This is a genomic window from Aestuariibacter salexigens DSM 15300, assembly GCF_000429145.1.
Taxonomy (GTDB): domain Bacteria; phylum Pseudomonadota; class Gammaproteobacteria; order Enterobacterales; family Alteromonadaceae; genus Aestuariibacter; species Aestuariibacter salexigens.
In genome coordinates this window covers 1-26,453 of sequence record NZ_AUBH01000018.1, presented here as the reverse complement: position 1 = coordinate 26,453, position 26,453 = coordinate 1, and the positions used below count along the sequence as shown (strand labels likewise).

Annotated in this window: 26 protein-coding genes and 1 pseudogene; 6 read left to right on the top strand and 21 right to left on the bottom strand. The window is 41.5% G+C overall.

Going from position 1 to position 26,453, the window contains the following annotated elements; genetic code table 11:
• Window positions 1-117 precede the first annotated feature (117 nt).
• The 3 genes from tnpC to tnpA all read right to left on the bottom strand — a co-directional run bounded on the left by tnpC (window position 118) and on the right by tnpA (window position 2,337).
• Window positions 118-1,623 (bottom strand): IS66 family transposase, encoded by a 1,506-nt coding sequence (gene tnpC, locus G441_RS0116005; RefSeq protein WP_026377284.1) that lies wholly within the window; start codon window positions 1,621-1,623, stop codon window positions 118-120.
• Window positions 1,624-1,708: 85 nt separating this feature from the next.
• The gene (gene tnpB, locus G441_RS0116000; RefSeq protein ID WP_026377283.1) at window positions 1,709-2,059 is read right to left on the bottom strand and encodes an IS66 family insertion sequence element accessory protein TnpB; all 351 of its coding nucleotides are present in this window, start codon (window positions 2,057-2,059) and stop codon (window positions 1,709-1,711) included.
• On the bottom strand, window positions 2,056-2,337 hold the full coding sequence (gene tnpA, locus G441_RS18925; RefSeq protein WP_034475406.1) for an IS66 family insertion sequence element accessory protein TnpA: 282 nt from the start codon (window positions 2,335-2,337) through the stop codon (window positions 2,056-2,058). The genes tnpB and tnpA overlap by 4 nt, the downstream gene beginning before the upstream one ends.
• A 187-nt stretch (window positions 2,338-2,524) precedes the next feature.
• Here tnpA and G441_RS19600 point away from each other — a divergent pair.
• Window positions 2,525-2,770: pseudogene (locus tag G441_RS19600) on the top strand (integrase core domain-containing protein); the annotation flags it as partial.
• 70 nt (window positions 2,771-2,840) lie between these two features.
• On the opposite strand, the gene G441_RS0115985 reads toward G441_RS19600, so the two are convergent.
• From G441_RS0115985 to G441_RS18915, 13 genes are all read right to left on the bottom strand, one after another.
• Complete coding sequence (locus G441_RS0115985; protein WP_026377282.1) at window positions 2,841-3,773, bottom strand: NAD-dependent epimerase/dehydratase family protein; 933 nt, start codon at window positions 3,771-3,773, stop codon at window positions 2,841-2,843.
• Between the two features lie 9 nt (window positions 3,774-3,782).
• Window positions 3,783-4,415 carry a phosphoadenylyl-sulfate reductase gene (locus tag G441_RS0115980; RefSeq protein WP_169726100.1) on the bottom strand — a complete coding sequence of 211 codons (633 nt, stop codon included), beginning with the start codon at window positions 4,413-4,415 and terminating at the stop codon, window positions 3,783-3,785.
• A 55-nt stretch (window positions 4,416-4,470) separates the two neighbouring features.
• Window positions 4,471-5,196 (bottom strand): glycosyltransferase family 2 protein, encoded by a 726-nt coding sequence (locus G441_RS0115975; RefSeq protein ID WP_026377280.1) that lies wholly within the window; start codon window positions 5,194-5,196, stop codon window positions 4,471-4,473.
• The gene (locus G441_RS0115970) at window positions 5,196-7,400 is read right to left on the bottom strand and encodes a glycosyltransferase family 4 protein (RefSeq protein WP_026377279.1); all 2,205 of its coding nucleotides are present in this window, start codon (window positions 7,398-7,400) and stop codon (window positions 5,196-5,198) included. Before G441_RS0115970 ends, G441_RS0115975 begins: the two co-directional genes overlap by 1 nt.
• 70 nt (window positions 7,401-7,470) lie before the next feature.
• Window positions 7,471-8,628, bottom strand: a complete 1,158-nt coding sequence (locus G441_RS0115965; protein ID WP_026377278.1) for an NAD-dependent epimerase/dehydratase family protein — start codon at window positions 8,626-8,628, stop codon at window positions 7,471-7,473.
• Window positions 8,628-9,554 carry an NAD-dependent epimerase/dehydratase family protein gene (locus tag G441_RS0115960; RefSeq protein WP_026377277.1) on the bottom strand — a complete coding sequence of 309 codons (927 nt, stop codon included), beginning with the start codon at window positions 9,552-9,554 and terminating at the stop codon, window positions 8,628-8,630. Before G441_RS0115960 ends, G441_RS0115965 begins: the two co-directional genes overlap by 1 nt.
• Before the next feature lie 136 nt (window positions 9,555-9,690).
• Entirely contained in the window at window positions 9,691-10,377 is a 687-nt protein-coding gene (locus G441_RS0115955) for a hypothetical protein (RefSeq protein WP_156896398.1), read from the bottom strand.
• A 165-nt stretch (window positions 10,378-10,542) separates the two neighbouring features.
• Window positions 10,543-11,520, bottom strand: coding sequence for a hypothetical protein (locus G441_RS0115950; protein ID WP_026377275.1), 978 nt, complete (start codon window positions 11,518-11,520; stop codon window positions 10,543-10,545).
• A 22-nt stretch (window positions 11,521-11,542) separates the two neighbouring features.
• Window positions 11,543-12,289 carry a sugar phosphate isomerase/epimerase family protein gene (locus G441_RS0115945; protein ID WP_169726099.1) on the bottom strand — a complete coding sequence of 249 codons (747 nt, stop codon included), beginning with the start codon at window positions 12,287-12,289 and terminating at the stop codon, window positions 11,543-11,545.
• A 59-nt stretch (window positions 12,290-12,348) separates the two neighbouring features.
• Window positions 12,349-13,125 carry an NAD-dependent epimerase/dehydratase family protein gene (locus G441_RS0115940; protein WP_026377273.1) on the bottom strand — a complete coding sequence of 259 codons (777 nt, stop codon included), beginning with the start codon at window positions 13,123-13,125 and terminating at the stop codon, window positions 12,349-12,351.
• Between the two features lie 7 nt (window positions 13,126-13,132).
• Window positions 13,133-14,182, bottom strand: a complete 1,050-nt coding sequence (locus G441_RS18920) for an FAD-dependent oxidoreductase (RefSeq protein ID WP_084407405.1) — start codon at window positions 14,180-14,182, stop codon at window positions 13,133-13,135.
• A 226-nt stretch (window positions 14,183-14,408) separates the two neighbouring features.
• Window positions 14,409-15,107 (bottom strand): ABC transporter ATP-binding protein, encoded by a 699-nt coding sequence (locus G441_RS0115930; protein ID WP_026377272.1) that lies wholly within the window; start codon window positions 15,105-15,107, stop codon window positions 14,409-14,411.
• Entirely contained in the window at window positions 15,104-15,874 is a 771-nt protein-coding gene (locus tag G441_RS18915; RefSeq protein WP_051275665.1) for an ABC transporter permease, read from the bottom strand. The genes G441_RS0115930 and G441_RS18915 overlap by 4 nt, the downstream gene beginning before the upstream one ends.
• A gap of 190 nt (window positions 15,875-16,064) precedes the next feature.
• On the opposite strand from G441_RS18915, the gene G441_RS19430 reads away from it, so the two are divergent.
• From G441_RS19430 to G441_RS18900, 5 genes are all read left to right on the top strand, one after another.
• A complete protein-coding gene (locus G441_RS19430; protein WP_156896397.1) occupies window positions 16,065-17,522 on the top strand; it encodes a glycosyltransferase family 2 protein in 1,458 nt (485 codons plus the stop codon).
• Window positions 17,519-18,751: a glycosyltransferase family 4 protein gene (locus G441_RS0115915; RefSeq protein ID WP_026377271.1), complete on the top strand. Its 1,233-nt coding sequence runs from the start codon at window positions 17,519-17,521 to the stop codon at window positions 18,749-18,751. The genes G441_RS19430 and G441_RS0115915 overlap by 4 nt, the downstream gene beginning before the upstream one ends.
• A 108-nt stretch (window positions 18,752-18,859) precedes the next feature.
• Window positions 18,860-19,993 carry a polysaccharide pyruvyl transferase family protein gene (locus G441_RS0115910; protein WP_169726098.1) on the top strand — a complete coding sequence of 378 codons (1,134 nt, stop codon included), beginning with the start codon at window positions 18,860-18,862 and terminating at the stop codon, window positions 19,991-19,993.
• 60 nt (window positions 19,994-20,053) lie between these two features.
• Window positions 20,054-21,148: a hypothetical protein gene (locus tag G441_RS19425; protein WP_051275663.1), complete on the top strand. Its 1,095-nt coding sequence runs from the start codon at window positions 20,054-20,056 to the stop codon at window positions 21,146-21,148.
• A 36-nt stretch (window positions 21,149-21,184) separates the two neighbouring features.
• On the top strand, window positions 21,185-22,174 hold the full coding sequence (locus G441_RS18900) for a glycosyltransferase (protein WP_051275662.1): 990 nt from the start codon (window positions 21,185-21,187) through the stop codon (window positions 22,172-22,174).
• Here the strand turns inward: G441_RS18900 and G441_RS0115895 are convergent.
• The 5 genes from G441_RS0115895 to rfbA are packed head-to-tail and all read right to left on the bottom strand — an operon-like array spanning window position 22,152 to window position 26,453.
• Entirely contained in the window at window positions 22,152-23,090 is a 939-nt protein-coding gene (locus G441_RS0115895; RefSeq protein ID WP_026377269.1) for a glycosyltransferase, read from the bottom strand. The genes G441_RS18900 and G441_RS0115895 overlap by 23 nt on opposite strands.
• Window positions 23,091-23,094: 4 nt before the next feature.
• Window positions 23,095-23,961 (bottom strand): dTDP-4-dehydrorhamnose reductase, encoded by an 867-nt coding sequence (rfbD, locus tag G441_RS0115890; protein ID WP_026377268.1) that lies wholly within the window; start codon window positions 23,959-23,961, stop codon window positions 23,095-23,097.
• On the bottom strand, window positions 23,962-25,029 hold the full coding sequence (gene rfbB / locus G441_RS0115885) for a dTDP-glucose 4,6-dehydratase (protein ID WP_026377122.1): 1,068 nt from the start codon (window positions 25,027-25,029) through the stop codon (window positions 23,962-23,964).
• Complete coding sequence (gene rfbC, locus G441_RS0115880) at window positions 25,022-25,567, bottom strand: dTDP-4-dehydrorhamnose 3,5-epimerase (protein WP_026377123.1); 546 nt, start codon at window positions 25,565-25,567, stop codon at window positions 25,022-25,024. The genes rfbB and rfbC overlap by 8 nt, the downstream gene beginning before the upstream one ends.
• 4 nt (window positions 25,568-25,571) lie before the next feature.
• On the bottom strand, window positions 25,572-26,453 hold the full coding sequence (rfbA, locus tag G441_RS0115875; protein WP_026377267.1) for a glucose-1-phosphate thymidylyltransferase RfbA: 882 nt from the start codon (window positions 26,451-26,453) through the stop codon (window positions 25,572-25,574).

Genomic DNA, 26,453 nt, shown 5'->3' with positions numbered 1-26,453 from the left:
GCGATAGAATGTCTGTTGGCTTATCCCATATTGTCGGCACACATCATCGACTTTAAGGCCATTGTGTTTGCTGTTCAGGATCTTGACGATCTGCTGTAAGCGTCCGGTGATCGACACCTAGTCTTTTGCCACGCACCATGGCAGCAGTTGGTCTGTATTGGTATCTGGTTGCGCCGTTTGCTCCAGCAACATCACGATATAGTCGAAGGGTGTGAGCCCGTTTGCTTTCGCGGTTTCGATGATACTGTAAAGCATAGCACTGGCCGTTGCACCTTTGCCTGTGTTGCTGAACAACCAGTTTTTCCTTCCAATGACGAAGGGCTTTATCGCCCGCTCTGCACGGTTATTATCGATGGTCAGTCGCCCGTCTTCGATGTAACGCATCAGTTTATGCCATTGCCGCAGGCAATAATGAATGGCCTTGCCCATTGCCGTTTTCGGCGGCACCTGTAATGCGGATTTATCCAGCCAGGTTTTAAACTGCTCAAGTAAGGGCCTGGACTGTTCCTGCCTTGTTTGATAGCGCTGCTCTGGCGTAGCGTCTTTTAATCGCGTCTCTATCCGGTACAGCTTCTGGATATGATTCAATGCCCAGTTTGCTTTACCGGTTTTGTTTTTTCCTCTAGCGGTGCTCCCTTGCGCCGCTTCAGCTTCCTTAAACTTGCGGCGGGCATGGGCCCAGCAGCCAGCCAGTACTGCTCCTGTTTGCTCATAACCCTGATAGCCATCCACTTGCAGATAGCCGTCATAACCTTTCAGGAAGTCGACTGCACATTGGCCACTTCGACCAGGTTGATAGTCGTACAGTACGATGTTGGGTATCGGACTAGTGGTAGGTGAGTCTGTGCCTGTGCAGTACACCCACATATAGCATTGAGTCTTGTCTTCTTTGATGACGTTAACTGTGGTTTCATCGGCTTGTATCACCGCTTGTTGCAACAGGTGTTGTTTGAGTCGTTGATACAATGGCTCGAGTATTCTGCCGCATTGCAGCACCCAGTCCGCCATGGTCTTGCGACTTAGCTCAATACTGTATTGTTTGAACAGGCTCTCCTGACGATACAGTGGTAAGCCATATTGGTATTTACTGGTGATAATTTGACTGAGCAGACTCGGTGTCGCTATGCCTTTGGGGATAGGGCCAGGCGGCAGAGGCGCGATTTTAATCTTTACTTCGGTGCCCTGCTGCTCGCAGTGACGACAGCTGTATTTGGGGCGGATATGCTCTACCACTTTGACCTGGGCAGGAATAAACTCCAGCTTCTCACTGCGGGCTTCGCCCATCTGATGCAACTCACTGCCACAGCAATCACATACCCTATCTGTTTCGGGGATATCGTGGATAACCGTTTCCCTTGGTAAGTCCCTTGGCAATGGCTTACGCGCTGGCTTATTACGGGTATAGCTGATGCTCTCTTGTTCAACCGACTCAATAGCATCGACATCTTCAGCTTCATCAAACAGCTCACCCTGACCAGGGTGCCCCTCACTGCTGGCACCAAACTGACGTTGTTGCGCCAGCCGGAACTGTTCTTCCAGGTAACTATTTCTGGCCATAACGTCAGCCAGCAGCTGCTTTAATATAGCCGGGTCATCAGGAAGGTTTTGAATCGTATCTTGCATACCTTTACTCTAGTTGAGTGGAGGGTAACCTGCTGATTTTATTCAGACTATTTGGTGATCGATAATCGCTAATTATGATCTGTAGTTATAAGCCCACGGACTGGTACTGCAAGGGTGGATGACCGACGATATCAAAGCCTCCGAGTAGCCAATGTAACTGTTGCTCAGACAGTGTCATCGGCTCATCGGTTACCTTCTGGGGCCACTTGAACCTGTGTTTCTCAAGGCGCTTGTACCACAACGCAAAACCGGTCTTATCCCAATACAGAATCTTAAGCTTATCCCGCTTTTTATTGCTGAAGATAAACAACGCATCAATAAACGGTGACAGCAGTAGCTGCTGCTCAACAATCAGTACAAGGCCATTAATGGACTTACGGAAGTCGACGGCCTCAACATGTAAATATACCCGTGCTGGTTGCACAAACATCTTCATGACCGGCAGGCCTTCAACAACATCGCCACCCAAGTTGGCTCACAATTCGCTGGAATGTGTAGTTTGGCATTCTCATATTCCAGGACTATGCTGAGCTGAGGCGATGAAGGCACAACCATTGGTACAAAGGTATTGGCTTTGTTACGCAGTGCTTTACGCCGATTATAAAAGCTCTTGGTATTCAGAGCATTCTGTTCACAGAACACCGGGACCGTTAAGCCGCTCTGCTGTTGTTGTTCGATGATAGTTTGCAATTCGGCAAGGGTGCGCTTGGGCATGAGTATCTCCTCAATAGAGAAAATACCTATGCTCACTCAGCAACGTTAGGAAAAGAATGTGCTGTTCACCGGACGCTTACGATCTGCTCTTCATTGAACTTGGATTTACGCATTGTCGTTTCCTCTTACTCTTTCAGTTTAGTGAGAAAACTCCCAAATGCGATGGATTAATTCAGTGGGGAAAGGTCAATGGGCCTATACAAACAAAGTCACGCTAGCATTCTCCAGGCCAGGAAAACCAACGGACAATGCGTTTATCGAGTCACTAAACGGTAGCTTCAGAGACGAATGTTTGAACTGTCATTGGTTCGAATCGTTATCTGATGCTAAATTGAAAATCGAAGCTTGGCGAAATGACTATAATCAGAGTCGACCTCACCAAGCTTTAAATAACCTGTCGCCAACACAGTTTGCGGCATCCATTAAAAACTAACATGCCTGGTTCATCGGGCAAGTGGCACTAATAATGGGGGCCGGTCAGTTTATTGGAAATCTCATCAAAGTCATGGTGCTAAATTTGGGGGAGAGGTCAGTAAACTGCTTACCTCCTCCTTAATTAGTTCTTCAAACGTCTTCCTGTGGGATAACCCTAAATGTGAGTCATCTTTAACAGTCAATGAGCGAAACTTTAGTTCTCTGTTGACGTGAACATATTGCAAGTCGGAGAAATGACTAAATAGTGTGTCTTTTACTTCATTAATGCTCAAATTGAAATCGACTAGATTGAAAACACGATGTTTCCATGACTTGCTTTCTAATAGGTGTTGAAAAACGTCTAGCATAGTTTGAAGATGCAAAAAGGGACGCACTTGATTCCCATCTCCATTGATAAATAGCTTCTCTCCAAAAAGCGCTTTTGACAAAAACAAATTCACCACCGAATCATACCTAGTTGCATAGCCGTGCCCAAAAACAGTACCAACCCTAATAATACTTACACTAGGCAATCGATTATATAGCCTCTTTATTTGATTTTCTGCGAGATATTTTGATTGCGCATATGAGCCTATTGGCGACGTTGTGTCGCTAACAGAAAACATATCACTTCCCGCACCGTAGACTCCACATGTGCTCAGAAAAATAACTTGCTTAACATTTGAAGTTTCTTCTATAGCATCAACCAGCGATGCTGTTCCCCAATGATTTACGTGTTCATATTGATGACTAAATTCATCATTTAAGGGAGTCGAAGAAACTGCAGCTAGGTGTATGACGGTATCGTGTTCTTTCATTGCAGCCTTAAGTAAACGGTTGTCTAAAATATCACCCCTTTTAAAGCTAACGGTAGTACCTTTTAAAACTTCCAAGAGACTGCTCGTATTTTGAATTTTTAGCGTGTCATAAATAGTTATTTTTTTGATTGCTGACGACGCTGCGAGACGACTAACTAAATTTAGCCCTATATAACCAGCGCCTCCGGTAATGAGTACTTTCACCAAAAAACCTCACAGATGTGTGTGAAGACCACATTCTTGTTTGTTTTGTCCAGACCAACGCCCCTTACGCAGTTCAGTCGAAAAATCGTCGACATACTTTGATGTGCATGGCATACAACCGACACTTAAAAAGCCATCTTTCTCGAGTGGGTGTTCAGGCAGTTCGAATTGCTTTCTATACAAATAAATTGATTTTGAATCCCAGTTCAGTAAAGGATGATATCGAATAATTCCGTCGCTATTTTCTTCAATCCGTTTTTTACCTGCCCTGATGTTACTCTGATCAGCTCTTACGCCACTTAGCCAAACGTTATACCCTTTATAAGTTTCACGAAGAGGCTCAACTTTATTTCTCATACAACATAGGTCACTGTTCTCAGCATACAAAAACTTGCTTCCCGCCATAAGCTCCTTATAGGTATGATTGGGTTTGACTTTGATGAGATTTAATTTAAGTGTCCGAGCAACTTCTTCTGCAAAAAGATGAGTTTCTGGAAATAAGAATCCAGTATCCAACATAAAAATCGGTATATCCCTATTAATTTTTGATATCAGATGTAGGAGTACCATGCTCTGAGTTTGAAACGACGATGTCATAAAGACCTTGAGACCTTTGGCCTCAAACCGTGCAATTTCTGACATAATCTCGTGTTCTGTATTTTCGAAGAGCCTTTGATAATCTAGGACATTTAGCATTTCAATCTAAACCTTCTTTGTAACTAATTAGCTCCGTTTTCCTCATCAGAACTGCCCTTTGTGACGCCTTCATTGTCTGAGAGCCAGTCCTCCTTCTCTTGAAATGTATCGTATTTTGTGCAACTTTGTGTATGAAGCCACGCGTTAATGTTTCGCAATTCCAATGCCAGTCTTCATAAGCAAATCCATTTTCCATGTCCCTTTTAGTAAATGGGCACACTTCGTAGATAGAACGATGACATAAGCATAGGGCATCCCAGTAGTTGCCTGCTCGTAAAAATCGTTTATCGAAAACAGTTGACTCCTGGTCAACCTTCTTTAATATCCCGTTTGACCCTTCGAAAAACCAATTATATGCGGGATGTACGATAAAATTTTTGGACGCTTTTGCGACGTTCATCGATTCAACTAACCAATTATAAGACCAAAAGTCGTCGCCATCTAAAAAGGCAATGTATTCTCCTTGAGACACTTTTATAGCTTCATTGCGCACTAAGCCTTGGTCCCCATAATCCAGAGTTAATATTTTAGCGCGTCGAGAGTACATTTCGACTATTTCCTTTGTTAATTTATCTGGTCTATCAGCACATATAATCGCCTCAATATCAAAACCATTACTAACAGAATAATCAATACACTCGAAAAAATTAACTAAACTTTTTGCTGCCAACATTCCTTCTCTGTGTGCTGTGAATATTGCAGAAATAGTAAATTCTCTTTTAGACATCAAAGGTTATCCCAGAGTTTTTTAGTGTAGCTTTCCATAGAGTGTTCACTATTAACGTATTCTTGCAATAATCTTGATTTCTCAATAATTTCACTTTCTGATGCTGAAAAATATCGCTCAATTGCGTCTAAAATACTATCGACACAAAGGTTACTTTCAATAATCCAACTATTATTTTGATTCACCAAGTCTGAGATTCCCTCTACACGCGCACAAATTAATGGAACACCGAACGCAGCGACATCTAGAAGTATCGTAGGTATTCCGTCCCACTCTGAAGTGTACAGCCAGCAGTCGCAGTTAAATAAAGGCAGTTCATTGAAGGACGAATACTCCCCTTTATAGTGGACGTTTGCCGGCAGCACACTCAAATAAGAATTACTGTCCAATACAGGCTTTCCCCAAACCCAGAAGTCGATGTCTGGACACTTCCGAGCCACGTCTAAAACGAGATCGAATCGCTTTTGTCTATCTAATCTTCCAGCCCAAAAAATTACTTTTTTCGACCGCGCATTATTGATAGTGATGTTTTGTTCAGCGATGTTAAATGGTAAATAAACATTGTCAGCAGGTGAATGAAGCGTGATTAGTTTTTCCGAAAGAGAACCAGTCAAACCATTAGCTGATACAAGTTGATCTCTGAGAAAGTGGCTATCAGTGAAGATTTTTGTCAAAAACGGGAAGGTATTATCGAAATACATCGAAGGGTATCCAACCCTTTGGCCTCTCATGTTTCGGTCCCAACAAAAGTAATATCCAAAAATCTTCAAATATTCACTTAATTGAGAACCAAACTTCGATATTGTAGACCATGCAAGCCCGCTGTTGACGTTTATAAGAATTTCACATTCAACACCTCTAATGACGTCTACAAGTAATTTCTGTCTATCCAAGTCTGTGAGGCCTAAAATGAACGGTGATAGGTCGAGAGATTTAATATTTTGAGGAAACCACTCAGGTTTGGACATATCACTTTGGTCGGTTCTTATTAGTAAGATTTCTCCACAGTGAACTTTTTGAACCAAGGCTTTACATAACTGACCTGCTACTTTTGCTGCGCCGCTCATCCGGCAATGAGGAATGGTCACTATGATTTTGAAACTACAGCTACTAAGCTCTCTTTGGACGTCGCGGATCCTTTGATAGAACAAGTTAGCACCGTGAAAAACGCCTGGTATTGCGACATGCCTTACGGTTTCAGAGTAACTAACTGTCGGTTCGACAGTTTCTACACGTTTAAAAATTTCTCTAAAAATTGTTGAATTTAAAGTATTTTCTTCTTCGTCGCACAATGAGATCAAATTCTCTAATGTGCTGATTTCACTATTTGTTATCGGAACATTACAAGAAACAACGTTAGGTGAAAATTGAGTTAGATGGTTGCCTTCGCATAAATAGTGAAGTAGTGCAGGAGTTTTACGCGTTAGGTTATTTTCTCTTAGATAATATTGGTTATCAAACTTGTTTGAAAAAGGTCTGTTTTCGTATATTCCATGAAACATAAAATGCTCTAGCAAGTTTATGTTCTTAGCATTCGCAAGGTCTCTGTTTAATTCACGATAGGTTCTTTCGCAAAAAATTGGCGTAAAGGAGATTCCAAAACTGGACCCAATTAACAACCAATGCACTACTAACAAGTCATCAGGCAATTCTAGACTACCGAAATTTTGTTTTATCTGATTTTTGTAATAGCGATAATCGAAAAGTGGGGATGGACAGACGCCATGCCAAAGTATCCTTTCCGTAATGTTACCAACAGGCTCTCCAACACATTGGTTTCCAGCTAGCAGTGACTCAACATAGGGCTCATAGGTCAACTTAGATAGTTTTGCTTCCAGCAAAGTGTTTAGCTCACTTTTATCTAAAGACTCTAAAAAAGTGTTGCACTTGAAAATGTCCTTTACTGAAAGAGTTTTATGCCCACTTAGCTTTTTTGCAACTTGATTAAATGCCTTTTCAAACTCTGCGCTAGGATAGCGCCCTTCATTCAATCCATGATTTGCAAAATGCTCTAGTCCATCAATGTTTTCCTCTGCCACGTCAGGGTTATTACTAAGATAAAACTTTCCGTCAAAAAGTTTGAAGGGGCGAAGCCCTAGTTCTATTCCGAATATTTTGTAATGTTCGTAAGCATTTTCTGAAGAAAACTGGTGTTGAATTCCTATATCGACAGCCTGCTTTGAGTAATACTCGCTATTGAACATATTACGTCCTGTATCCAAGTAATCTAATGTAGAGTCGGACTGGAGGGGAGCCCGACACTTTGTTAACCACCTACCATTTAGATACGCAAGGAATTTTGCTTTTATCACAACGGTTAGCATACTTTTGTGCTATGTCACGGACTTCTTCCAATAAACCTACTTCCAGTATAGTAGGGGATAAACCTAGAGCTAAAAAGCTATCATTTGAGACATGTAATTCGTTTTCATCTGCTTCTTTTCTTGGATTTTCTAGATACTGAACTTTAGCGTTTGTTATATCTGCAATCATCTTTGCCAGATCTCTTACCCGGTGAGTTTCTGTCATTTGGTTGCGAATAACAACCCGCTCGCCTTTGTTAGGCGGGTTACTAATGGCAATTTCAATGCACTTGCATGTGTCAGATATATGAATAAAAGCTCTGGTTTGACCACCTGAACCATGTATGGTCAAAGGATAGTCTATTGCCGCCTGCATTAAAAACCTGTTTAGTACCGTACCGTAATCGCCGTCATAATCGAATCGGTTTATTAGTCTTGGATCGAGTTTTGTTTCCTCAGTTTGTGTACCCCAAACAATTCCTTGATGGAGATCTGTCACTCTTATTTGATCATTTTTATTATAGAATTGAAAAAGTAACTGATCTTGGGTTTTTGTCATGTGGTAAATCGAACCAGGATTAGCTGGATAAAGTATTTCTTTTTTGACATTCTCTTTTGAGTCAGTTGGAATCTCAATATTCAAATATCCCTCAGGTATAGCCATTCCTGCGGTACCGTAGCCGTAAACCCCCATTGTCCCCAAATGTACAATGTGAACATCAAGTCCGAGTTCCGCAACGACCGCTAAAATATTATTAGTAGCATTTAGATTGTTATCTACAGTATATACCTTGTGTCTGACTGACTTCATTGAATAAGGAGCAGCGCGTTGCTCTGCAAAATGTATGATTACTTCCGGTTGATACTCACTAATTATAGACTCTAATCTATGGATTTCTTTAGCAACATTAATATTCTCAAAACGGATATTGTTACCAGAAACCTCTTTCCATGCTTTGATTCTATTTTCAATAGTTGCTATTGGAGTTAATGATTCCACACTCAACTCATTATCAATATTACGTCTTGAAAGATTATCCAGAATAAGGACTTCGTGTCCTCTATTTGATAAATATAAGGATGTTGGCCATCCACAAAACCCATCGCCACCTGCTACTACTATTTTCATTATATACTCCTATTAAAATTTTTCTTTTGCTCGATCGTTTTTGGCAAGAAAACATTTAACGGTGTTTGAGCAAACCAGCCTATTTCCTGCCTGATTTTCGTACAGTCAAGAACAGCGTATTGCGGATCAATCGGTCTTCTAGGTAAAAACTGTTTTTTGACAGAACGCTGTAATTGTTCCTCAATCATAGAGATAATATCTAAAGTTGATGTTGCAATGCCAGATCCAACATTCCAAATCCCAAAATCCAAGTCTGTCTCTGCTACCCGAATGATGGCAGACGCCACATCATTGGCATCTAAATAATCACGCTTCTCTTGACCATCTCCGAAAATGGTTAATACAGAGTCCTTTAATAAGCATTCAAAAACCACGTTTACCAACCCCTGAGATCTTCCCATTTGCCATTTGCCAACAGGGTTCCCCACTCTTAAGATTAACACACGTAGACCACTAGTTCTGTGTAGATATAGCAGACACTCTTCAATTATTTTTTTTCCAAGACCATAAGGACTCATAGGTTTTAATGGATGATTTTCTGCGACTGGCTTTTGAATGGAATTTCCATATATTTGGCCCCCACTAGAAAGATAAATCACCCTGATTTTCTTGTTGTACCTTGTAATCTTTTCTATGATATTTATGCAAGTGGTAAGATTTGAGTTTATCTCTGCCATTACATTTCCAGTTGCTGGTACTGAACATGAGGCCATATATATTAATGTATCGTGGTTTACAGCTAGTTCTTTAATTTCTGTTTCCGTAAGTGTCCCCTCGGTAAAAAATTGAAATCTAGACCAATCATCACTCGGCTTTGATCTACAAATAACAGAGAAAAACAACTTGTTCTGCAACAGACACTCAATAAGGTGTCGGCCTAAAAATCCAAATCCTCCGACTAATATGAATTTTGACGATGATTGCATTGCTACTTTCCGCACACACTTGAGACAATTCTTACTTTCACTACAAAACCTTATTATTCTTCTAAGCCTCGTTACCAAGGCTGGTACTTTTTAAATATAAAAACAAAGCGTTATACATTTTCATTTTTACACTATTTTAAGTTGCTGGATAGCGAATAGCTTTTAAGTTGAAACACTCTATGGTATTTCTGATACCTCGAGTTGGCTTCAATTGAGCTTGATGTGACCATCCTGGAAAAATATTGATATTGAGCTTGTCTACCAGTGGGACATACAAACAGATACTTGAAAGAATCTTATTGTCACCCGAAAATTCTACGTTACTACCTATGAAAGCGCCGTGTAAACGGCACTGGTCACCATTCGCGCCAAAAACCATTCCACGATCGAATTGTCCAGGAGATGTTATTGCCATTAGTACACTTCCATACTCTATTGGGCGCCATAGCATTTGAACGAAATATAGGCATGGAGTCACATTTGATTCCTGCCATTGATAACATGTTGGGTTAAACGAAGAGTCATGAAGCTTAGCGCCTGAAGTTAGACCCTTACGCTCTAGCAAGCAAGCACTAGAAAGACGGGCATCAGCGCTAATTAATAAAAGCGAAAAAACAAATGGATTGCAATCCTCGTTACATATTAACTTCTCTGCCCAAGTCTCTTCATTTGATGATGAGTACTCCGAGGTACTAACGAGCAGTATAAAGTTATATTTATTTTTGTGTGCTTCGATAAGGGCTTCAGTGTCTTCATGTCCGAACCATACGAGTAAAGAGTTTTTTCGCTCCTTTATATCTGATAACGTCTTAAGAGCTGACAAACATACGTCTTTATCTAATCCGCAAACGTCCTGTTCTATGTGGACATTGCTATTACACAAGGCCCAGCAGATTGGAGATAGTTTTTTGGTTTTCTCGTTCTTAAGGGCATGGCGGATGAGAGCGCTAATGGCAGATTGTATAGATTTTCTCGTGTGCACCCACATTTAGCTATTCTCCAATAAGATAAGTAAGCATAGATACAGATGGTGATATATAGTAAACTTCTGAACTGATAATTGTTGCTCGAGTGTTTTTTCTGTCAGTTCTTTTTCCGTTAATGTAAGATATGTCTCCATTGCATTTTCAAGCTCTCTAACGTCTTTGTAATGCAAAAAATTTTCGTTAAGCACTTCCCGTGCGGCTCCAATATTGGTGAAACAATATTGGCCGTAGCTAATGTTCTTAAAAAACCTGCACGCTAAATAATTTGCGTTTACTTGGCCTCTGCCAGCGACCGTAGGAGAAAGTCGTGCTGAATTGACTAACATTGCGTTTTGTGCAGACTTGGCATTGTCAACTTGGGAGAAATCCAATCCGAATGAGTCACAAACACGTTTTAATTCCTCTATCTCGTCGTGATTACCCCAAGAGGATTTCCATACAGTGCCGTTAAATACAACCAAATTCGAAGATACGTTTGGATTAGGTTTCAAAAACTCAGATGGATGATAATCAGTTCCCCACGGTTGAGCTAATACTCTTCTTCTCGGACAATAAAAACTAAGTCGGTCCAATACAGTGACGCTCTGTTCGTTTGAGAATGCAGTATGTTCTCTGTCTCCTATCCGCTTGGGAGACTTAGTAATAGCTTCAACTAGTCCCCGATCAAGAGCGAACTCGTTACCAGCTGGAGGATCTACATGAAAATCGATTATATATGGAGATGCTTCTACTACTTTCCATAAATTGTTTGCTCTTCCATAAACAAATATCAAATCATCCCTAGATATTTCGACTGAGTCATCATCATCGTCAACCCAAAAACAATCAATTTTAAAGCGAGAAAAAACGTTGCGATAGGCCTCAAATATGAAGCGATGAGAAAGGTGCGAATCTTTAAGACCCCAAAAAAATATACGTTTAAAACGTAAAATTAAATTACATAGTTTCTCGTCTGTATAGCTTTCTCGATTTAAATTCATCAATAATACGACTCGACTCAGGTTACTGGAGGTATGTGCGCTTTAGAAACGATATGGCTTCTTTTACCTGAGAGCGCCAGTGTAATTCATTAGTTTTCATTTCAACGCTCACATATCCGTCGTACTGTACGTTTTGTAAAGCTTTCGCAGCTTCGGCATGTTGGAGTGTGGGTTGAGAGAAGTCTTTAAGATTGGCCTCAGACACATGAAAGTGAGAGTAACGCCCACGATAACACATTACATCTCGAGTGATATCACCCCCGCCTAGAGAGACACAACCAATATCTAGTTGTAAACCAATGTTCGAAAATCTGCATGTATCCATTGCCTCGATAATACTTTTTGAATCGACAAGAACATTGTTGCCGTAGCATTCTGGAACAGGCTCTATTAAAAGTTGAAATGAATACCCCCGCAAGACTTCATCTAACTTGATCAACCTTTCAAGAACTAACTCTTTCTTAAAATCATCTTTTTCCCAATCAACTTTTCTAACTGACGGAGCGCCCAGAATCCCGTATCTCACTCCCAATCTATTAGCCAACGATGCAACTTCTGCTAGAACCTTGCAGAGGCGACAGAAACTCTTTTCTGACTTAAATAAGTGTAACCCTTCTCGCCCGAAAAAAAGCGATTGGAAGGCAACTACTTCTAAGCCTGTCTCACTTAAAACTTCTTTATAAAGTTTGATACACTTTTCGTAATCATCAGAAGAGTTTAGAATTCTTTGAGGCAGCAATTCGACACCATCAACACCCAAATTTGCCAAAAGACCCAATCCTTCTCTCTCGTAATTAGAAGGCCAGGCTATGCTTGATAGACACATTTTCATTTGGGAGTTCGCTGCTTTTTTGACGACGATATGAATGACTTTATCTCACTGAAAACTTGTTCTTTATCAAGTAAGTAACCATCTCGACCCTCGAGTATATTTGAAAATTTTGTCTTTATGTCATAGACAACGGAGTTTTCCTTATCAGAGTAACCAACGTTTTTGTTGAAGCAGTGCTTCATTAATTCACTTGTTCTAATAGGTTGGGTTGCAAAGTGAATTAACCTGATATCCTTTTCCAAAACATGGGCCATATCCATAGTTAATCTATGAAGCGGGTACCACTGAAATACGGAGTCAGTGTTAATCTGGTTGACCATGTTATCATTCATCAAGTCGTATATGATATTTTTCTTTAACCCATCACCAAACAAGCCCGGCAATCTAATAATGAATACTTTTTCAAAGAGTCTTTTTATTTGTTCTTCTACTTTAAATCTATGCAGTCCATATGGAAGAAGTTTCTCTGTATTCACCAACGAATCTTCCGTCTTTTCTATGGGGTCATGAAACACGTCGACTGTAGATATAAGTACAAAGTTCTTTACTTCAATAGTTTGGAGAATTTCTAAGAGAGAATTTATATTGTCCCAATCAGCTTTAGAGTTTTGGTTAGCCCACCATTTAACCGCCGAGACACCACAACATACCATTAAATCAAAAGTGTGGCCTCTCATCTCTTTAAAATTTTTGCTGTTATAAAATCTGTCAAATGCCATGTGGCTGCATATATTTGCACCAACAAAGCCAGTGTGTCCTACAATCGCGTCCATAAATGACCTATCCATTCCTCGAAATGATGTTCAACACTCTCTCTGCAGCAACAAAAATTGTGTCAATTTTTCCTGACATGACTTTAATCACGCGTCCATCTCCTTTGACATAACAAGCTCTATTTTCTTCAATGCCAATTGGCTTTGTTTTCATAGAGAGTTGCGGTGATAGGTATTTGAATTTTTCCTTAAAATTAGGTAGGTATTTTGATATCTGATTTTCCATATCCAAACGTATCTTTTCTTCTTCTTCTTTCGAGAAGTTACTTAAACGCTTCTCAGCATCGTGCAAATTATCGAATTTTCCTAGAGGGGTCAGTGGAACGCTTGATAATGTGCAGATTGAAGGGTCCTCTGTCGGGTAAACCGATGCTAGTGGACCATCTACGAGAGTGAGTGCAAATGACTCGTAAACTGACTGATAATAGAACAGTATTGTCGGTTCATAAAATATATTATCGTCATACGAAAAAAGCTTAGACCATGTTGCATCTATCAAAAAATCAAATCGAGCGTTTTTAACGGTTACGCTGTCATTCTTTTCAGTAATGTCGTTTTTTGATATTTTTTCATTAAAAACGATTATGTCTTCAAGATCTTTTCTAAAAAACTCCCTCGCCTCACTAACTTTAATAACTTTCTCGTTAGTTTTGACTACTCCCGCAACGTTTCTCAATTCAAAGCCTAATGTTTCTAAACTTATTTCCTCAAACTCAATACCTGAGCTTGCCATTATTGCTTTGTACGTTTTAAAGTCTAGCAGAGAATCGCCGATTGGTATGGCATAGTAGTTGTTAGGAACATCTTCAATAAATTGCCCATAACGCTCTAAAAATCTACTGAATCCATCTCTAGATTGCAGTCTTGTTTCGTAATCCCTGGCGTAATGAAATCCGAGATGTAACCTATTTTGATTAAGACCTGATGCACCTGTGAAAATATCGTCATCTCTTTCAAATAGAGTTACATCCATACCTAAGTGGACCATGTAACTCGCTAAATGACACCCGTACCAGCCGCCCCCTACGATTGCAACTTTCTTTTCATAATTTTTCATTTGTCGACGAACGTTCTGTTATGTGAGAATCGAATCATTACTTAATCTTAGCACTGATTGTAGATAATGAGATTGGGTCTGCTAACTCTAATTGGTGATGTCTGAGTACGCCTGATTGCCGAATAAATCCTGTTATCGTAATTTTAAAAATTCGTTTATACGTCAAATACTCAAAACTGTTGATTAGCAGTATACCTACCTGAAATTTGCACTCCGACCACTAATTTTATAACTTGAAAGTATTTCGATATTCCTCACATAGTGTTGCAGCTTCCCCAATGCCCTTGAGTTGGCCGCGCTCTAACCAAATAGCCCTTTGACACAAGTTAACCATTGTGTCAACTGAGTGGGATACCAATACCACTGTTTGCTCTGAGTTTATTCGGTCGAGAATAACACTGCGAGCCTTTTTTTTAAACCCTTCATCACCGACACCCAATACTTCATCGATAAGCAGCACGTCTGCTTGCATTTTTACCGCAATTGAAAAGCCAAGGCGTGCGCGCATTCCGGCGGAGTAGGTTTTCACTGGCTCCTCAAATGCTCCTCCTAATTCCGCAAACTCATTCACTTCATCAAGTTGCGCAATGGCATCAGCCTTAGTGTTACCCAATAGCATGGCGGAGACGATGGCATTGTCTCTTCCCGAGAGTTCATTGTCGAAGCCAGCTGCTAGCGTTAATAGCGAAACACTGTTTCCAAAAAATTCGATATTCCCCTGATCTGGCGCTATTATGCCCGCAAGCACTTTCAATAATGTGGATTTTCCACAGCCATTTCGTCCTAGTACACCAAGCGTTTCTCCTTTTGTGATATTAAATGTGATATTCGATAGTACCCGGTGTTTTTTGTGCCTAAAAAAACTCTGACGCTGCAAATATTCAATTCCGACACCGTTAAGTTTTAATGCGAATTCCCTGCTCATCGGATCACCAGTCTTGGATATTTGAGGTCGAAGAACTGTGTGATCTTTATGCTCATAATCAAAGCGATGATAGCAATGCCTGTTATATTTCCTAGGCTCTGCCAGTCAGGCCATTGATTTTCCAACAATGCACCTCTATACATGGCGATGAGGTTGGCAAGTGGATTCAATAAAAACGCATCATGGTGTTCTGGTAGAACAACTTTACGATAATCATAAAAAATACCTGATGCAAACATGCCCATTGTGGTCATAGTCATAACAATAAATTTTAGGTCAGGTATAAACGGCACTAGTGCAGAAGAAATGATAGCTATGGGCGCAATGACAAGCGCTTGTATTAAGAACAACAATGGTACAGCTATCCATTCAATGCTTGGTTTATAGTTATTGATTAACACAAGTACAATCATGAGCAAAAATACCACTGCGGACTTTATCAAATCTTGGAGCACTACAACTGATGGAAAGAACACCTTAGGTATACTGACTTGGTTCATAAGTCCGCCACCTGCTACAATGGCGTTCGCTGAATTATTGACTGAACGGGAAAACCATAGGTAAGGTATCTTTCCGCACATCAAAAATACAATGAAGCCTTCACTTCTGTTTCCCAGAAACACTCCAAAAACCAAGTAAAAAACAGCAACGAACAATGCTGGTTCCAAAACCCACCACAAATAACTTAGGTAGCTCTTAGATGCCTCGGCTTTGAGATTAAGAAAAACCTTGGTAATAGTGAGTTGAAAGAATTGGTTACTTGTCAAATGATGCTGCCTTAGTCGTAGTTCTTAATAAGATTTATCGAATAGTTACACCGGCGTGTACAGTTATAGTCTGATCCGCGCTAGAATACTGTGTCTTATCAGAAAAAACTACACAACACTGATCAATTGGCAATGTTCGTGTAGTTTTTGGCTTATTATATCAATCACTTTCGACAGAACGGATACAACATTGGAACGTCTTATTACTTGGAGCGAGAATGTGCTCAGTTTGTTGGGATTGTCTCTTTGCAGGCTGAATGTTGACATGATATGCCAACACGGGGAGCAACTTATATTGCTCGGTTGGTTTGCAAGTAAAAGTACGCATAGCGAAATCGCTGTCGTTAATTCAGGACAAAGCTTTGGCTCAGTTCGTGGAATTTTTAAATTTTCACGAGATGATGTTAAGTCACGGTTTTCTCTAAGTTCTGATGAGCAGTGTTTCGGCTTCTTGCTAGTTGTTGATGAGCCTTGTAAACCTGAAGATATCAAGTTCAAAGCAGGTATCCTTACATTTCCTCTCTGCAAACAAGTGTATACATGCACGTCAAATTTAGACGAAATGATTGCACACGCTGGCGATGATACAGAGAAAGCACAAGCATTTTTGACTAATGGTGGTTTTGATGTTGATGCGTCGGGAGCCACCATTGTAAGGCAGCCGCATCGCAAGCTAGACAAAGATTTGGATAGAATCAAACAGAGATTGGATAGCTTTGAGCTTCACACCCAGGGGTACTTGCAAACGTGTAAAGAGACTGTATTGCCTGAAGTGCACAAAATCTGGAAAGCTCGAGTGGAGCGGAAAAACAATTACAGTGTTAAGCGATTCGGGCAATGTTCCAATCCGATTTTGTCAGTCATTGTTCCACTCTATGGTCGTTATGATTTTATGCAGCATCAGATTGCACACTTTTCTCATGACGAAGCAATGAGAGGTGTTGAATTAATCTATGTTTTGGATGACCCTCAGCTTACGCATGAATTGAATGTGGCATCTAAGGGAGTGTTTGAAACGTTTAAGCTTCCATTTACAGTAATTTTCTCCTCTTTGAATCTCGGGTATGCAGGTGCAAACAATCTTGGAGTAGAAGTCGCCCAGGCAGACCATATATTGTTATTAAACTCAGATATTATTCCTACACGTTCTGGTTGGATAACTGATTATCTTGAACAGTTTAAGACTCTACCCGATTGCGGGATTTTGGGCGCAACACTTTTATATGAAGATAGTACTGTTCAACACGTCGGTATGGAGTTATATGAGGACGAAAGTTTTCCTGGAATATGGGTCAACCATCACCCATGCAAAGGCGTTCCTTTTTCACTTTTAAAATTAACTGGTGGGTGCTCAGAAGTTCAGATGACTACAGGAGCTGCAATGCTATTGAAAAAATCTCTTTTCAATGAACTTGGTGGTTTCGAACGGATGTATGTGTTAGGAGATTTTGAAGACTCTGATTTGTGTTTAAAAGCGATTAATGCAGGTAAGAAGATTTACGTTAGTCACGATGTAGTTCTCTATCATTTGGAGCGTTTGTCACAGAATATGCTCGAGTCTGGGGGATGGAAGTATAAGCTCACTATAATGAATGCGGTATATCAGGAAAGTCGTTGGAGACCGCTAATAGAAAGGATAACAGCATGACAGAGAATGATTCACGGATCCTTATCTTGTCTCATGGTCACCCGGATATGGATAAAGGTGGCGCCGAAGTGGCTGCGTACAATATGTTCAAACAGCTACTTTGCCGTGACGCTGATGTTTACTTCATGGCTCGTTCTGGGTTGGTGCCGCATGGTGGTACGGCGTTTTCTACGCATCACTCAGAACGAGAGATTCTGTTTCACACTACCATGGATGATAGGTTTATTTTTTCTAACATCAAAACCAGACATTTGTGGCAAGAGTTTCGCGACCTTTTGACATTATTGAAACCCAAGGTGGTGCACTTACATCACTATTTTCTATTTGGTTTAGAAGTTTTAGAAGAAATAAGAAAAGCGTTTCCGAACGTGAAGGTCGTACTAACGTTGCATGAATATCTCGGAATTTGTCATAACAAAGGACTGATGGTGAAGACAAACGGTCGTTTATGCTACCGAGCCTCACCAAGGGATTGTCACTCTTGTTTTCCAGAAAAGCAACCTGGGGACTTCTTTCTTAGAGAGCAATATATCAAACGAATGTTTGCCAATGTAGATACGTTTGTAGCGCCGTCGAAATTTTTAAAGGAGCGATATGTAGAGTGGGGGATAAGCCCCACTTTAATTAAGGTCATAGAAAACGGTCAAGAACACGTTAGTTTAAGTAATCATTCAGAGAAGTCAGGTGAGGTTTGCCGGTTAGCCTTCTTTGGGCAAATCAACCCGTATAAAGGGATCGATACCTTGTTGAATGCGCTCACACAGCTACCAAAAAGTGTGCGAAAAAAAATCGATGTGGAAATACATGGCGCAAATCTTGAAAAGCAGCCGGGAGTGTTCCAAGAAAAAGTACAGAGCCTTGTTTCGAAGCTTGGTAAGGCTGTAAAGCTTTTCGGTCCATATGATTCAAGAGAGTTGCCTGCTCTTCTTAGCCAAGTTGACTGGGTGGTCGTTCCTTCAACATGGTGGGAGAATTCGCCAATGGTGATTCAGGAGGCTTTCTCTTCCAAAGTACCGTTGATAGTGAGTGATATTGGGGGAATGGCAGAAAAAGTAGAAGATGGGAAAACAGGTCTTCATTTCCGAGCTGGAAACAGTATGGATTTGGCTAGAGTGATTGAAAAAGTTGTTAAAGACTCTTCACTTAGAGGCAAACTCTCTGAAAATATTAAGCCACCAATGTCTATTGAGCAGTGCGTAGACGAGCATGTGGCGCTTTACTTCGCTTAGTTGAGAGAACTTCTCTTAGTTCATGTATGAAGCATTGAAACTGTTTTCAAATCAACGATGCTTCAAGTCTATGCGGCACGGCACTGCGATTTTGTATACAGGAATAATATGGCAATGAAGAAAATTGCGGTTATTGGCAAACCAGGTTTTATATCTCACAGCTATCGCAAATCGCTTGAGCAACTGAATAAAGAGGTAGGTCTTAACACGGGAAACCTTGCTTTTTGGTATGCGATGTCGGAACACGTAATTGGAGAGAAGGACTATTTTGGCTGGACAGTTGATCCTAGAGTGTTGGCTGAGAATTACGATGTGATAATGTTTCCCGCGGCAAACCAGCTCAATCCTGATTGGGATATGGATATTCTTGCTAATTTGTTCGAAAAAGCTAACTTGCCGCTTTTAATCATAGGTTTGGGTGCGCAGGCAGACTATATTGGTGAAAAGCTTAAATTTAATGCCGGCTCCAAACGTTTTATGCGTGTAATCAGTGAAAGAGCATACAAGATAGGGGTTCGTGGTGAATACACTGCACAAGTACTTCATGAAAATGGTGTTGAAAATATAGAGATCACCGGCTGCCCTTCAAATTTTATTAATCCAAACCCAGAGTTGGGGCGATTAATAGAGAACAAGCTCTCAAATCTATGTAGTATTGATAGAGTGGCAATCAATGTTGATATCACTCAAAAACTAAAGGATGTTTTGCCAATATTTTCTAAATGGGGTAGCGAGGCGTATTCAGAAATCATTTGTCAGGCTCCAATTGAAGTACTGACTCTTGCTCATTTTCGAACTGTCGACCTTCCCCCCAATGTCCTTGATAAATATAGAAAGTTATTTGCACCATCATTATCACCTGACGCTTTTACTAAACTGGTTGACCAATCTTTCTCAACATATTTCGACACAACAGAGTGGCTATATAAATTACGAAAGTTTGATATATCGGTTGGGACGAGAATGCACGGTAACATGCTCGCTTTTCAAGCTGAGACTCCGTGTATCCTTTTTCCGCATGATTCGAGGCTGTCTGAACTCGTTGATGGAATGAAATTGCCCCGGTATTCACTGGATAAGCTGACGTCCACCACGTCACTGGCAGAAGTTGTTCAAAAATGTGAGTTTAATGCTAAAAGTTATGACTCTAACAGGGTGATGCTGGCAAAGAGGTACACCGATATTATTAATAAGACGGGGTTAGATTTTGATAGCTCCCTTCGTTCACTTGCAAATTATTAATGCGGATAAGTCAGGCGTTTGATGTTGAAACAATACTCAATTTATTTGTTATGGTACTAAATGAAACGCATAATTTTTCACGTAGGGCCTCCGAAAACTGGCAGTTCTGCTATTCAGAACTGCTTGGCTGAAAATGCTAAGCAGCTAAGAACACATGGCATTCTATACCCACTACATAATAGAGACTCAAACTTTGTCAGTTCGGGTAACATGGACAGCGTCTTCTCGAAGAATTCAGAGGGAGAGTGGACATTTAACCAGCTGAAATGGCAAGAGCTTGAAGCAAGGTTCAGGAGAAGTACATGTCACACGTTATTGCTGTCATCTGAATTTTTTTTTAGCAAAATGGAAGAAATAACAGAGCATATAAGCCATGCACATTTTATAGCTTATATAAGAGATCCTCTTGCCACCAGAGAGTCTGAGTATAATCAAGGCGTAAAACGTCATGGTCAAACTGCAGCCTTCAATCACTTAGCCGTGGTAAGCCCAGGGAGGTTGGAAACACTTATCGATTCTTGGCATAAGTTCGGTGGGCATCGCTTTTCTCTGCGTATGTATCACGATACGCTTTTCGAGGGTGGAAATTTAATTACAGACTTCCTCGTTACCATAGGAGCTGGGAACCTTACGGAGAAAGTAAAAAATAAATTAATCAATCGCTCATATTCTTTTGAAGCGTTGGAAGCAAAGCGCTTTTTGAATCAGTATGATATAAAAGGCTTGAATAGCGAACTTGACCTCGCATTACAAGCTTACGATGGGGACATTACCCAATATTCGCTCTATCCCCCAAAGATATATAATCAGAGGAGACAAGAGTCGATTGAGCACTTATTACGTCTGCGTGATACATGCAAGTTGCCTTTTATCACAGAGTTTATAAAAGCACTTAAAAAAGACTCTCCCCCTTTATATTTTGAGCAAACCAGTGTTCCTCAATACATGGAGGATGTTGGCAGGTACTTATCGGACAAATATCCAAAACTTTATTTCGAAATCTGTCACCATATTCTCACAGAGCCGGGCATAGAAAGTGAAGCAATTGTTTCCTTCATCAAGTATTACAATGGAAATGAAGACAAATATAAAAAGTTAAGAGATATTTTAGATAAGCCTGAGTCTTTACTCGTATGGTTTCGAAGTTTTTTTTAGTAAAAGGGATATTGAAGGGGGCGGGAGTCCAGAAAAATGGAAATTGACAGTACGATATTAGTTCTGCTCGCTCACTACAACGGTGAAGAGCATATAGCGGAACAACTTGAATCTTTAACAAAACAGGAAAATGTCAAAGTCTCTGTGCTAGTCTCCGATGATCATTCAACTGCAAAGTCAAAGTCTCATTTACGAAAATGTGGAGCTCGATTTGGTGAAGATAAAGTAAAATTAGCTTCTAATACGCGCAAGTTACGAGGGCACATTCATAATTTCGCTAACCTATGTGATTTAGCAAGGGGTTTACACTATCAATATTTTGCATTTAGTGATCAAGATGATGTGTGGCTGCCGAATAAATTATCAACACTACTTACTCGCATGATGGAGCTGGAGAACATGTATGGAAAAAGTACTCCTATCCTGGTCCACTGCGATTTAAAAGTCGTAGACAGTCAACTAAACGAAGTCTCTCCATCATTCGTTAGCTATCAAGGATTACCTGACCCGGCAAACCATGATTATCCAAAATTCTTCTATCAAAATGTAGTCACCGGATGTGCAACCCTATTTAATCGTGCGTTACTTGATATTGCTGCGCCAATACCTGATACCGCTGTTGTGCATGATTGGTGGTTTGCACAATGCGCGAAGATGACGGGTGTAGTTGACTACGTCAACCATCCACTTGTTCTCTATCGCCAACATACTAATAATTCAATTGGTGCAAAGGACTATAAGGTCTATCGTAGTTATTTTAAAAAATACATATATCGCGCTTTGTTTGACTTTCCAAACCATCTTTCCAAAAGTATTGAGCAGGCTGGTGCTCTACGAAAAAGGTTATTGTGCACTACGGATTCTAAGTCGTTTGAAAATCAGGCGTTGCTAACAGAGTTCTCTCAACTCAAAAGTTTACCGCTTCTAGAGAGAATAAAATGGGCACAGATTGCGATAGACAGTCGCGGATGGATGGAGAATCTTTATTTTAAATTTGCTTTCTTTATCGTTCGTTGGATTTCTTAAAGCTTCTTCTAACATGATTATTAAAGACAAAATCCCAAGAGGCTTTAGCTACACAATGGAAGGTGGAAAACCGCCTTTCACGTGTTGCTAACAATAGTCGATATAGCAGCCTTGTTATCATTACGGATGGCAACTTAAACGGGTAGTATTCACTTGTAAATCTAAAGCAACTTAATGCTGCATGATAACCGCAAATGTCTCTAAGTTTGTTGCTTTTCTTCGCCATATTGTTATCAACATGATATACGAGTGCATTAGCACAGATAGACATCTCTGATGGTTTAAATAGCTTGCTTAAACTTAACTCTTCAAAGTATAAAAAATAGCGTTCATCAAACCCTTGGTTGCTCAAAAAGTCACTAGATCTTATGAGGAATGAGGCGCCGTGGAGATAGTCAAAAGAAAAGGTGTTGTGTTCAATTAAAGATAGTGATGAAACCTCTTTATTTTTTAATAATGGCGAATCATATCCAAGCCAACTATTATATTTCACCCCTCCGAAGCACATTACTTTATTATTAGTTTTATTAACCAGAACCGTGCCGATCAGTTTACTTTTGAAGCTCGGGGTACTTTTAATAAATTCGATGACATTAGGGATAGTGTTTAGATGCAGTTCTGTGTCGTTGTTTAAAAACCAAAAATAGTTTGCGGATTTAGCAAACCTGGAATGGTGTTTGATTGCATTGTTGAAGCCCCTGCTGTATCCAAGATTGCTGGGTAATGAGATAAGTTCGATGTTTTCAGAGCACAGGGTTGCAATATAAGTATCTAATTTTCTGAGGCAGTATTTCGTTGAACCATTATCGACAACAGATAACGTTACGTCCCGATTAAGTTGGCCATAAATACTCTTTATACAAAGTTTAGTCGCTTCATAATCATTCCAGTTAAGCACCAAAAGATGAAGTTTCATTACATTAATAATCTAATATGTGGGTAGCAAATATCTTTGTTAGATTTCTTTGCCATGTTGTCCCATCGATAATCAGATAACTTTTCGCACAATCCATCACGCTGTATGCTGGCCTTGGCGCCGGTGCACTATACTCGGCGGCTGTGGTGGGTTTGATCGTGACAACTTTGGCAATCAGACCTTTGTCCCTGCCCTGCCGATAGATTTCTCTGGCAAACTCATACCAGGTGGTCGCGCCTTTATCTGACCAGTGGAAGATACCCGTCTGGGATTGCTCTTCTGTCAGCTTCCAGATAAACCTTGCCAATCCTTTCGCCCAGGTCGGACTGCCGGTCTGGTCAGCAACAATGGATAAGCTGTCCAGCTTATTCATCAGCGTAATCATGGTCTTCACAAAGTTATTACCATGGGCCGAATACAGCCAGGAGGTTCTGACAATGGCACTTTTCTCTGAATAAAGGTCAAGCACGTACTGCTCGCCTTTTTGTTTAGACTTGGCGTAGATACCTTCCGGGGCAACGGGTGAATCTGGCGTATAAGGTTTATCGGCCTTGCCATTAAACACAAAGTCGGTGGAGACCTGAATGAAATAGCAGTCAAGCGCTTTGCAGGCACTGGCAAGATGCTTGACCGCCTCTGCGTTTAGCGCGTAGGCAGCATCGGGCTCTTCTTCGGCTTTATCCACTGCGGTGTAAGCCGCACTGTTAATCACCACATCGGGGTTCAGTGCTGTCAGCGTTTCGTTGACGCTATGCTCATCAAACAGGTTAATATTGTCTCTGCCCAGACAGGTTAGATTGACATTGTCTGGCCTGGTGTCATTGAGCTCCCAGGCCAGCTGTCCACTTTTACCGATAACAACGACGTTCATTTAGTCTTTACCACCGAGTCGTTCTAACTGGTATGAGCCATCCAGTACATTGTTACACCAGGCCTGATTATCCAGATACCACTGCACGGTTTTGGCAATACCGGTTTCAAAGGTCTCTTCAGGGTGCCAGCCTAGCTCTTTATTGATTTTGCTTGCATCAATAGCGTAGCGCAGGTCATGGCCGGGGCGGTCTTTGACATAAGTAATCAGCTGGGTGAAGTCGGTAATGCCGTCTGGCTTATTGCTGACTTTTTCGTTGAGCAGATGACAGATAGTGTTAACCACTTCAATGTTCTGCTTCTCATTAAAACCGCCAATGTTATAGGTCTCACCCACCTTGCCTGTCGTGACCACGGTATACAGCGCTTTTACGTGGTCTTCGACATACAGCCAGTCTCTGACCTGCTTTCCATCTCCATAGACAGGTAAAGGTTTACCGGCCAGGGCATTGAGTATCATCAGCGGAATAAGCTTTTCCGGGAAGTGATAAGGGCCATAGTTATTTGAGCAATTGGTAATCACGCATGGCAAGCCGAACGTGCGATGCCAGGCACGGACCAGATGGTCGGAGCCTGCTTTACTCGCTGAATAAGGTGAACTCGGCGCATACGGCGTGGTTTCAGTAAACAAACCGTCGTCTTCTAAATCGCCATACACTTCATCGGTGGAAATATGGTGGAAGCGGAAGGCTTCTTTACCTGCCTCATCTAACTCTGACCAATAGGCTTTAGCCGCATCCAGTAAGGTGTAAGTACCGACCACGTTGGTCTGGATAAACTCGGCGGGTCCATCGATGGAGCGGTCTACATGAGACTCTGCCGCCAGGTGCATGATGTAGTCAGGTTTGAAGTCGTTGAACAGGTGTTTGACCAGCTCACCATCGCAGATATCACCCTGTACAAATTGATAACGCTCACTGTCGGCAACAGAGGCTAATGATTCAAGGTTTCCTGCATAGGTGAGTTTATCCAGGTTCAGCACCTGATTGTCGGTCTCTTCAATCAGGTAGCGTACTAAGGCCGAGCCGATAAACCCGGCGCCGCCGGTGACTAATATTCTTTTACTCATAATAGGTCGCGTCTTTAAATAGGTTGCCCTGCTTGTCTTTGTCTGACACCAGAGGCGCATCGTTAAGCAGTTGCCAGTCGATGCCTAATTCTGGGTCGCTGTACAGCACGCAGTATTCGTCACCGGGAGCGTAATAGTCAGTACAGCGATACACAAACTCAGCGTACTCAGAGGTGACATAAAACCCGTGGGCAAATCCGCCCGGCACCCACATCTGGCGTTTGTTTTCAGTACTGAGCTCAACAGCAACATGTTTGCCAAAAGTCGGGCTGGACTTTCGCATATCCACCGCCACATCAATTACGCTGCCCGCAACGACACGCACCAGTTTGCCCTGTGGTTGCTTAAGCTGATAATGCAGGCCACGCAGCGTGCCCTGCTTCGATGCGCTGTGGTTATCCTGCACAAAGGTCACATCAGAAACCTGCTCTCTAAACCAGTCATCACGAAAGGTTTCCATAAAAAAGCCACGATGGTCGCCAAAGACTTTCGGCTCGATGACTTTAATATCATCGATGGATGTATCAATTACTTGCATAAACTTAAAAGACTCGGGTTTTCGTCAGATTAATCAGGTATTCGCCATAGCCGCTTTTAACCAGCGGTTTGGCTATCTCAATCAGTTGCTCTTTTGAAATCAGCTTCAAACGGTACGCGATTTCTTCCGGGCAGTTCACTTTCAGGCCCTGTCGTTTTTCCAGTGTTTCAATAAACTGCGCAGCTTGCAGCAGACTGTCATGGGTACCGGTATCCAGCCAGGCCGTGCCGCGGCCCATAATCTCCACCTGCAAGGTGCCTTTGTCCAGATATTGCTGAATGACATCGGTGATTTCCAGCTCGCCTCGAGGGGATGGCTTGACTCGCTTGGCGCATTCCACCACCTCACTGTCAAAGAAATACAACCCCGGCACCGCGTAGTTGGATTTAGGCTGCTTGGGCTTCTCTTCAATCGAGATGGCCTTACCGGTCTCATCAAAATCCACCACGCCATAGGCGGTCGGATTGGAAACGTGGTAACCAAAAACGGTCGCGCCAGACTCTTGTTGATTAGCACGCTTAAGCGACTGCATCAGGTCATGGCCGTAAAACAAATTATCACCCAACACCAACGCTGCAGGGGCGCCATTCAGGAAGTCTTCGGCTAACAAGAAGGCTTGTGCCAGCCCATCAGGGGAAGGCTGTTCGGTGTAAAAAAAGTTGACACCCCATGCTTTACCATCACCCAGCAGAGCTTCAAAGCGAGGCAGCTCTTCTGGCGTTGAGATAATCAGAATATCTGTAATGCCCGCCTGCATGAGCGTGGCGATGGGATAGTAAATCATCGGCTTGTCGTACACTGGCATCAGCTGTTTACTAACAACCATGGTCAGTGGATGTAAACGACTGCCTGTACCACCGGCGAGAATGATCCCTTTTCTTTTCAT

Excerpts from the sequence above, each read along its gene's own strand:
- tnpC (WP_026377284.1), bottom strand. The coding sequence starts at position 1,623 with ATGCAAGATACGATTCAAAACCTTCCTGATGACCCGGCTATATTAAAG.
- tnpB (WP_026377283.1), bottom strand. The coding sequence starts at position 2,059 with ATGAAGATGTTTGTGCAACCAGCACGGGTATATTTACATGTTGAGGCC.
- tnpA (WP_034475406.1), bottom strand. The coding sequence starts at position 2,337 with ATGCCCAAGCGCACCCTTGCCGAATTGCAAACTATCATCGAACAACAA.
- G441_RS0115980 (WP_169726100.1), bottom strand. The coding sequence starts at position 4,415 with ATGTCAGAAATTGCACGGTTTGAGGCCAAAGGTCTCAAGGTCTTTATG.
- G441_RS0115975 (WP_026377280.1), bottom strand. The coding sequence starts at position 5,196 with ATGTCTAAAAGAGAATTTACTATTTCTGCAATATTCACAGCACACAGA.
- G441_RS0115970 (WP_026377279.1), bottom strand. The coding sequence starts at position 7,400 with ATGTTCAATAGCGAGTATTACTCAAAGCAGGCTGTCGATATAGGAATT.
- G441_RS0115965 (WP_026377278.1), bottom strand. The coding sequence starts at position 8,628 with ATGAAAATAGTAGTAGCAGGTGGCGATGGGTTTTGTGGATGGCCAACA.
- G441_RS0115960 (WP_026377277.1), bottom strand. The coding sequence starts at position 9,554 with ATGCAATCATCGTCAAAATTCATATTAGTCGGAGGATTTGGATTTTTA.
- G441_RS0115950 (WP_026377275.1), bottom strand. The coding sequence starts at position 11,520 with ATGAATTTAAATCGAGAAAGCTATACAGACGAGAAACTATGTAATTTA.
- G441_RS0115940 (WP_026377273.1), bottom strand. The coding sequence starts at position 13,125 with ATGGACGCGATTGTAGGACACACTGGCTTTGTTGGTGCAAATATATGC.
- G441_RS18920 (WP_084407405.1), bottom strand. The coding sequence starts at position 14,182 with ATGAAAAATTATGAAAAGAAAGTTGCAATCGTAGGGGGCGGCTGGTAC.
- G441_RS0115930 (WP_026377272.1), bottom strand. The coding sequence starts at position 15,107 with ATGAGCAGGGAATTCGCATTAAAACTTAACGGTGTCGGAATTGAATAT.
- G441_RS0115915 (WP_026377271.1), top strand. The coding sequence starts at position 17,519 with ATGACAGAGAATGATTCACGGATCCTTATCTTGTCTCATGGTCACCCG.
- G441_RS0115910 (WP_169726098.1), top strand. The coding sequence starts at position 18,860 with ATGGCAATGAAGAAAATTGCGGTTATTGGCAAACCAGGTTTTATATCT.
- G441_RS19425 (WP_051275663.1), top strand. The coding sequence starts at position 20,054 with ATGAAACGCATAATTTTTCACGTAGGGCCTCCGAAAACTGGCAGTTCT.
- G441_RS18900 (WP_051275662.1), top strand. The coding sequence starts at position 21,185 with ATGGAAATTGACAGTACGATATTAGTTCTGCTCGCTCACTACAACGGT.
- G441_RS0115895 (WP_026377269.1), bottom strand. The coding sequence starts at position 23,090 with ATGAAACTTCATCTTTTGGTGCTTAACTGGAATGATTATGAAGCGACT.
- rfbD (WP_026377268.1), bottom strand. The coding sequence starts at position 23,961 with ATGAACGTCGTTGTTATCGGTAAAAGTGGACAGCTGGCCTGGGAGCTC.
- rfbB (WP_026377122.1), bottom strand. The coding sequence starts at position 25,029 with ATGAGTAAAAGAATATTAGTCACCGGCGGCGCCGGGTTTATCGGCTCG.
- rfbC (WP_026377123.1), bottom strand. The coding sequence starts at position 25,567 with ATGCAAGTAATTGATACATCCATCGATGATATTAAAGTCATCGAGCCG.
- rfbA (WP_026377267.1), bottom strand. The coding sequence starts at position 26,453 with ATGAAAAGAAAAGGGATCATTCTCGCCGGTGGTACAGGCAGTCGTTTA.